This window comes from Paracoccus marcusii (assembly GCF_006151785.1).
Lineage (GTDB): Bacteria > Pseudomonadota > Alphaproteobacteria > Rhodobacterales > Rhodobacteraceae > Paracoccus > Paracoccus marcusii.
On record NZ_VDDD01000238.1, the window covers coordinates 1 to 1,609 of the forward strand.

A 1,609-nucleotide genomic window follows, 5' to 3' on the forward strand; every position below is an offset into this window, starting at 1 on the left:
TCCGCGCGCGTCATCAGGCGGGCCTGCGCCGCGCCGGTGCCGCCGTCGCGATCGAGCGCCTGGCGGGCCAGGTCGCGCTGTTCCTGGTGCTGGCGGCGGGCGCGCTGACCGTGACGCTGATGCCGGGCGGGCTGACGTTGCCGTCTTGGGTCATGGGCCTGATCGGCGCATTGCAGAGCGGCGCGCTGATCGCGATGCTGGCCATCGGCGGTGCGGGACAGCTGCCTGGGCGCGCGGGCACCGCCGCACGCGATCTGCGGGGCGCGTTGCGCGTCACGCTGCTGGCGCCGGGCGCCCTGCCGCGTCAGGTGGCGCTGAACCTGGCGATCACCGGGGCCAACCTTGCGGCCTTTGCCTTCTGCGCCGCGGCCACCGGCACCATGATGTCCCCGGTCGAGACCGCCGTTCTGGTGCCGCTGATCCTGCTGACCATGATCCTGCCGCTGACCGTCAGCGGGTGGGGTCTGCGCGAGGGTGCGGCCGCCGGGCTGTTCCCCCTGATCGGCGCCAGCGCGCAGGCGGGGCTTGCCGCCAGCCTGGCCTTCGGCCTGATGTTTCTGGCCAGCACCCTGCCGGGGCTGCTGGTCCTGTTGGCGCGGCGCCGCGTCAACCGTCCCGCCCCCGCAGCCATACAGGCAGACCCGTGATCGACCCAAAGACCCTGACCTTTGCCCTGCCGGGCGACATCACCACCCTGACCGGCGGCTATATCTACGACCGCCGGATGGTGCAGGGGCTGCGCGACCAGGGCCGGCATGTCGATGTCCTGGCCCTGCCCGACAGCTTTCCCACCCCGTCCGACAGCGACATGCGCCAGGCGCTGGACGCGCTGCAGGCGCTGCCCGCGGATCGGCCGGTGATCATCGACGGGCTGGCCTTTGGCGCGCTGGACCCGCAGGGGGTGGCCGCGATCCGCGCGCCCATCGTGGCGATGATCCATCATCCCCTGGCCCAGGAAAGCGCCCTGCCCGCCGATCTGGCCGACCATCTGTGGCAGACCGAGCGCGCGAACCTGGCCCATGCGCGCCATGTGATGGTGCCCAGCCCGCATACGCGCGACATGCTGGTCGACCGCTATGATGTGCCCGCCGACCGGATCACCGTCGCCCGCCCCGGCACCGACCGCCCGGAACAGCCCCCCACGACGCAGGACCCGCCGCTGATCCTGTCGGTGGGCATCCTGCACCCTCGCAAGGGTCATGATGTCCTGATCGCCGCGCTGGCGGCGTTGGCCGATCTGGACTGGCAGGCGGTGATCGTGGGCAACCCCTGGGACGCGGCCCATGTGGTCGACCTGCAGGTGCAGATCGCCGCCAGCGGACTGGATGGACGGCTGGAACTGGCCGGGCGGGTCGAGGCGGATCGCCTGGCGGACCTGTACCGAACAGCCTCGATCTTTGCGCTGGCGACCCGGTACGAGGGTTACGGCATCGTCTTCGACGAGGCGCTGTCCCATGGCCTGCCCATCGTCAGCACGCGTGCGGGCGCGGTGCCGGGAACGGTTCCGGCCGATGCGGGCCTGCTGGTCGCACCCGACGATGCGCCCGCGCTGGCGCAGGCGCTGCGCCGCATGCTGACCGACCCGGCCGAGCGTGCCGCACGGGCGGCC

Annotated in this window: 2 protein-coding genes; both read left to right on the plus strand. The window is 72.5% G+C overall.

From position 1 onward, the window contains the following. Positions 1-647: lysylphosphatidylglycerol synthase domain-containing protein (locus FHD68_RS18470; RefSeq protein WP_208863815.1), on the plus strand; the 647-nt coding region annotated here is incomplete at its 5' end. Beyond that, positions 644-1,609, plus strand: a 966-nt coding sequence (locus tag FHD68_RS18475) for a glycosyltransferase family 4 protein (RefSeq protein WP_244297987.1), incomplete at its 3' end; no start/stop codon positions are given. The genes FHD68_RS18470 and FHD68_RS18475, both read left to right, overlap by 4 nt.